Below are 6,274 nucleotides of genomic sequence, written 5' to 3'. Positions count from 1 at the left end.
GGGGGTGTCCGCGATTTTGTGTAAACGGGAAATCGTTTAATGCTGCGGCATACGTTCATCGAACATGATTGTGAACCGATTCAATGCCGCTTTCCAGTTCTGGATTGGCATCGTCCATTTCTTGCTGATGTTGCGCAGTGCCAGATAATACAACTTGATCAACGCATCGTCATTGGGAAATGAGCCGCGGCTTTTGGTGACCTTGCGCAGACTCATGTTGACGGACTCAATGGCATTGGTCGTGTAAATCACCTTGCGGATTTCGGCGGGATAATCGAAGAACGGCACAATCCGTGGCCAGTTGCGCTGCCAGGACTGCACAATGGAAGGATAGTCCGCACCCCATTTGGCATCGAATTCCGCCAGCCGGATTTCAGCTTCTTCGACGGTCGCCGCAGTGTAAATGGTACGCAGATCGCCCGCGACGGTCTTGCGTAATTTCCAGCCCACGAAGTTCAAACTGTAGCGCACCATGTGCACGATACACAGCTGCACCTGAGTCCTCGGGAACACCGCCTCAATCGCCTCTGGAAAGCCCTTGAGGCCGTCCACGCAGGTGATAAAGATGTCGGCCACACCTCGGTTCTTGAGTTCGGTCACGACCTGTAGCCAGAATTTAGCACCCTCAGTCTGCGCTATCCACAATCCTAGCAATTCCTTGTCGCCATTTAGATTGATACCCAAGGCCAGATAGACGGCCTTGACCCGCACCGCGCCGTTATCGCGCACCTTTGCGTGAATGCAGTCAAGATAGACGATCGGGTACAGCGCATCTAAAGGGCGCACCTGCCATGCTTTAACTTCGTCCATGACAGCATCGGTGACCGATGAAATCAGCGTCGGCGAGACTTCGGTGCCGTACATTTCTTCCAGGTGGCTTTGAATTTCCCGCACCGTCAGGCCGCGCGCATACAGCGATAAAATCTTGTCGTCGAAGCCAGTCCAGCGGGTTTGATGTTTGGCCACGAGCTGCGGTTCAAAGCTGCCTTCGCGGTCACGTGGGATGTCGAGGGGTAAGACACCGAAATCCCCCTTGAGCGTTTTGGCGCTGCTGCCGTTGCGTGTGTTGCCGCTGTCGTTGGCAACGGCGCGTGACCCAAGTGGGCCGCGAGTTCGGCTTGCAAGGCGCGCTCTATAATGGCCTTGGTGAGTTGCTTTAAAATTCCGTTCTCGCCGATCAGGTCATCCGGTTTCTGGTAATCGGCTAACAATTGGTCAATCAGGTCGGGTTGTACTACTTTGCGTTTGGTCATAGGTTTCCTTTGAGGGCGGCAGTCTCCTGCCTAATGACCGTTACACAAAACTATTTACACCCCCTGATTGATGGGCAAAGGGTTCATGTCTTGTTCCTCATGACATAGGGCTGGCCATGATCAATGCAGCTTGCTGTGCATTTCATTCAGCATCTCCTGATTCAGCAATTGATCGGGTTTTTCACTGATGATGCGGTCTTCCTGCCTGTTCTGGCTCATCGCTTTGTTCTGATGGCAGGCTTGGCAACTACCTTCGCTGTGTGGCTCTTTTATCATCTTCTTCATGTAGGGAACGCTGGCCTATCGTCAAAGCCACCCTGCAAATCATCGAAACATCACAAATCAAACACTTTATGCAGCTCGGGCATGACCACCTCGGTGTCATGTAAATGCTTGGCAAAGGACTGCATGGCCTCTTCTTCGCCATGGACCAAAAAGGTACGTGCCGGGTTACCCACCTGTTGGTGCCAGGCCAATAACTCAGCCTGGTCGGCATGGGCAGAGAAGCCACCGATGGTATGAATGCGGGCTCGCACCTGGATTTCTTCACCGAAAATATGCACCGATTTGGCGCCATCGATAATCTTGCGCGCCAAGGTGCCCAGAGCAGCAAAGCCGACAAAAACCACGCTGCAGTTTTCCTTCCACAGGCTGTGTTTGAGATGGTGGCGCACCCGCCCACCGGTGCACATGCCAGAACCGGCAATGATCACCGCGCCGCCACCGATACGGTTCAAGGCAATGGAGTCGGCGGCCTGGCGGGTAAAGTGCAGGCCGGGCAGGTCGAAAGGATCCGTCCCACTGCGAAACACCTTGCTGGTCTCTACGTCATAGCAATCCGGGTGACGCCGGAATATTTCGGTAGCGGAAATGGCCATCGGTGAATCGAGGAACACCTGCATGGACGCGGGCAGCTTTCCGGCTTCGACGCCTTCGCGCAGGTAATAGAGGATTTCCTGCGTGCGTTCCAGCGCAAAGCTGGGAATGATGACGTTGCCACCGCGGCGGAAGGTGTCGCTGACAGCTGTGTACAGTTCTTCGATGGAGGGTTGCAGTTGCTTGTGCAGGCGGTCACCGTAGGTGGTCTCCATCACCACCACGTCGGCATGGGGCGGCGGTGTCGGATCGCGCAGAATGGCGCGACCGCTGTAACCCAGGTCACCGGAGAACAACACGCGCCGCTTGTGGCCGTCCTCTTCCAGCTCCAGCAGGATACTGGCGGAGCCGAGGATGTGACCGGCGTCCAGAAACGTCGCCTGAATACCGTCATCCAGCGTCAGCGCCTTGCCGTATTCCACCTTGCGGCCGAAATAATCCAGACTGTTGAGGGCATCCAGCGTGGTGTAAAGCGGCGCGATGTCTTCCGGCGTCTGGTTTTTCTTGTGGCCGTGGCGTGCCACTTTGCGGGACTGCCACTCGGCTTCCTCCTCCTGTATATGTGCAGCATCCAGCATGACCAGTTTGGCAAGCTCGCGGCTGGCTGGGGTGGTAATGATCTCGCCCTGGAAGCCTTGCTTCACCAACAAGGGAATTCGGCCGCAATGATCCAGATGGGCATGGGTGAGCAGCAGATAATCCACCTTGGAGGGATCGAACCCGAAGGGCTCGTGATTTTCTTCCCTCAGTTCGCGGCCGCCCTGATAGAGCCCGCAGTCGATCAATATCTGCTTGCCGCCGCAACTCACCAGATGGCAGGAACCGGTGACACTCTGATCAGCGCCGTGAAAGGCAATTTTCATGCATTACTCCTTGTCGTTATTCAATAATGGTTTGCCACTGGCACGGTGCCAGTGCTGAATTCCTTGCCAGATTTCCTCTGCCGTTTCGGCGTACCAGAACAGCTCGCGATCCTCGGCGTCGATAACGCCCTCGGCTACCAGAAAATCCACGTTGACGGTCTGACGCCAGTAGGATTCCCCCCACCAGCACCACCGGAAGGGGCACTATGCTGCGGGTCTGGATCAGGGTGAGCGTCTCGAACAGTTCGTCCAGCGTGCCGTAGCCGCCGGGAAAGGCCACCAGCGCTTTGGCACGATTGAGAAAGTGCAGCTTGCGCATGGCGAAATAGTGAAAGCTGAAACAGAGTTCAGGGGTGATGTAGGGATTGGGATACTGCTCATGGGGCAGCGTAATGTTGAGGCCGATTGATTTTCCGCCCACATCGAAAGCGCCGCGGTTAGCGGCCTCCATGATGCCGGGGCCGCCCCCCGTGACCAGGGTCACGCGGCTATCCTCCGGCGCTTTGCCCGACGCCGCCACCAGGCGACCCAATGCGCGTGCCTCTTCGTAATAGCGACTCTTCTTCTGGATCGACCGGGCCACATTCAGTCGCCGTTGCAGATCCTCATCCGCAGGGTTGTCGGCCAGCGCATGCTGAATGGCCTCCACCTTGCGTCGCGCAGCATCCGGTTCTTGCAGACGGGTGCTGCCGAACACCACGATGGTATGCTCCACCCCATGCTGTTCCAGTAACAATTCGGGTTTCAGGTAATCAATCTGGAGCCGCACACCACGCGTTTCATCCTGGTTCAGAAACGCAACATCCTGGTCCGCCTGACGATAGCCCGGGCTGGCCATGATGGCCTGCACCCGCGCCATGGCCTGGGGGTCATCCTCGAGCGCCTTGGGCGTCTGCCAAGGCAACGGCTCACGCCGTTGGGGGGTGGGTGGGGCTGGCATCACCGGGGAAGGATCCCCTTTTTTGGACATGTTCACCTTTGCTTCATTATTATTGTTTCGTGATTTCCGCCTGCACCCATAGTTGACTAGCGTTCAATCCGTTCAACCAGTTTCTCCAACTGTTGGGCGAGTGCATCCCACACACCCATAGGGCCAGCCCCTTCAATCATTTGTTCCTGCATGTCAGCAGTAGACCCCAGTTTCAACGTTTCAATGTGCTCGGCGAACTGATCGCGTTCAGTTTTCAGGTTGGTTATCTGTGCGTGGATGTCAGCATGTTCGGGACTCTTGGTTACGCCTTTGCTGGATCGTTCCAAAAGTTCATCGATATGCTTCAGGTGTGATGTGTAGAAATCGATGTTCTGTTCGATACGTTGGTTTTGGGTCATGGGTTAACTCCTTTAATTAAGTTCATGGTTCAGGATAGCTTACGAATTCGCCGTGCATTTTGTAAATAAACATTTTGAAATCCCACATCGATTTCCCCTGCGTCAATCAGCGTCTATACCTTGATGTGGGTAAAAATATTGATCCCCTCGATGCCGATGTGACCGGCTATCCAGGGCGACAAACATTTTGATGTATTCCGTGTAATCAAGCATGGTATTCAATCTCTGAGGAGGTGGACTTTTTTGGTTGGCCACCATAAGTCAAGTCGGGATAACAGGTCAGGCCACTCATTGCGCCAGAAGGATGACGCTGGATCGGGAACCCAGCCGGTAAGTGTGTGAATTTTCCAGAAGGGGTGACTCGCCTGCAGCAAACAGATCGTGTGGCGATTCGCGCGCGGTATCAACGGCCAGTTGCCAGCGCGTGCCCGGCAATAGGGGGGGCACGCTGAAATCGACCGCTTCGGCACCGGCATTGAACATCAGGAAAAGTGCGCGTTGCGCGTCTTCATGAATCAGACAGGCCAACTGGTTTGCATTCGGGTCAGACCAATCGGGTCCTCCTCCTTGTGGGTCAAACCAGTGAATCTCGGTGTCCGTGTAGAAGTGCTCCGCACTCAGCACCGGGTGGGCACGGCGAAAGGCGAGCATGCCGCGGGTAAAGCGGAAAATGTCTTGGTGCTGTTCCAGACCCTGCCAGTCAAGCCAACTCGTTTCGCTGTCCTGGCACCAGGCGTTGTTGTTACCGCCCTGGGTGCGGCGAAACTCGTCCCCGCCGAGCAGCATCGGCACGCCGCGCGAGATCAGCAGCGTCAGCAGGAAGTTCTTGATCTGGCGTTTGCGCATGGCCTCGATTCCGGCATCCGCTGTCTCGCCTTCGACGCCATGGTTGTCGCTGTGGTTGGCGTCGGTCCCGTCATGGTTGTTTTCTCCATTGGCTTCATTGTGCTTGGTGCCATAGCTCACCAGGTCGTTCAGTGTGAAGCCGTCGTGGCAGGTGATGAAATTGATGCTGCCCTCGGGGCCTTTGCCCGATAGGGCGTAGATGTCGGCACTGCCGCAGATGCGGCTGGCAAACGCAGCGAGCATTCCCTCGTCGCCACGCCAGAAACGCCGGACATCGTCCCGATAACGGCCGTTCCATTCCGCCCAGCGCTGTTCGGAAAAACTCCCCACCTCGTAGGCACCGGCGGCATCCCACGCCTCGGCGATGATTTTCACGTCTCTCAGGATCGGGTCCTCGGCGATCTGTTCGAGCAGCGGGGCATTGGCCAGCAGCTTGCCGCTGCTGTCGCGTCCGAGCACGGACGCCAGGTCAAAGCGGAAGCCATCCACATGCATCTCCACCACCCAGTAACGCAACGCAGCCAGGATGTGATCCCGCACCACGGGGTGATTGGCGTTGATGGTGTTGCCTGTGCCCGTGTAGTCCTTGTAGTGGCGTTTGTCGCCAGCCAGGGTGTAGAAGATCGCGTTATCCATGCCGCGAAAGCACAGCGTCGGGCCCAGTTCGTTTCCCTCCGCGGTGTGGTTGAACACCACGTCCAGGATCACTTCGATCTCGGCATGATGGAGTGCCCGCACCATTTCCTTGAACTCCAGCTTCTGCTGGCCGAGGCCGCCCGCACTGCTGTAGGAGGCTTTCGGCGCAAAGAAAGCCACGGGATCGTAGCCCCAGTAATTTCCGAGTGGCTTGCCGGTTTGCGGGTTGATGCCCGGCGCCTGGTGTTCGTTGAACTCGTGTACCGGCATCAATTCAACCGCCGTCACGCCGAGTTCATTCAAGTAGGGAATCTTTTCCATCAGGCCGCGGTAGGTGCCGGGATGCGCTACGCTGGCGTTGGGGCGAATGGTAAAACCGCGCACATGCGTTTCATAAATCACGGTCTTCGACCAGGGATGCCGGAGCGGCCGGTCGTCCTGCCAGTTGAAGTGCTCATGTGTACACACGCA

The 6,274-nt window shown here is 56.5% G+C and carries 5 protein-coding genes and 1 pseudogene; all 6 read right to left on the bottom strand.

The genetic code is table 11. The features are described 5' to 3' along the window. Positions 1 to 36: 36 nt before the first annotated feature. Positions 37 to 1,253: pseudogene (locus GZ093_RS20060) on the bottom strand (IS256 family transposase). Between the two features lie 120 nt (positions 1,254 to 1,373). Further along, positions 1,374 to 1,538 (bottom strand): hypothetical protein, encoded by a 165-nt coding sequence (locus GZ093_RS20055; RefSeq protein WP_296489432.1) that lies wholly within the window; start codon positions 1,536 to 1,538, stop codon positions 1,374 to 1,376. Positions 1,539 to 1,588: 50 nt separating this feature from the next. Continuing rightward, complete coding sequence (locus GZ093_RS20050) at positions 1,589 to 2,992, bottom strand: MBL fold metallo-hydrolase (RefSeq protein ID WP_296489430.1); 1,404 nt, start codon at positions 2,990 to 2,992, stop codon at positions 1,589 to 1,591. A 16-nt stretch (positions 2,993 to 3,008) separates the two neighbouring features. Beyond that, positions 3,009 to 3,962 carry an LOG family protein gene (locus GZ093_RS20045; protein WP_296489429.1) on the bottom strand — a complete coding sequence of 318 codons (954 nt, stop codon included), beginning with the start codon at positions 3,960 to 3,962 and terminating at the stop codon, positions 3,009 to 3,011. 56 nt (positions 3,963 to 4,018) lie between these two features. After that, the gene (locus GZ093_RS20040) at positions 4,019 to 4,321 is read right to left on the bottom strand and encodes a hypothetical protein (protein ID WP_296489428.1); all 303 of its coding nucleotides are present in this window, start codon (positions 4,319 to 4,321) and stop codon (positions 4,019 to 4,021) included. Between the two features lie 288 nt (positions 4,322 to 4,609). Next, positions 4,610 to 6,274 (bottom strand): glycogen debranching protein GlgX (gene glgX, locus GZ093_RS20035; RefSeq protein ID WP_296489426.1); only part of this gene is annotated, 1,665 nt, incomplete at its 5' end.

It is taken from the genome of Rhodoferax sp. (assembly GCF_010365055.1).
Classification (GTDB): Bacteria; Pseudomonadota; Gammaproteobacteria; order Burkholderiales; family Burkholderiaceae_C; genus Rhodoferax.
Note: the sequence above shows the minus strand (reverse complement) of the source record. Positions and strands in the feature narration are given on the sequence as shown.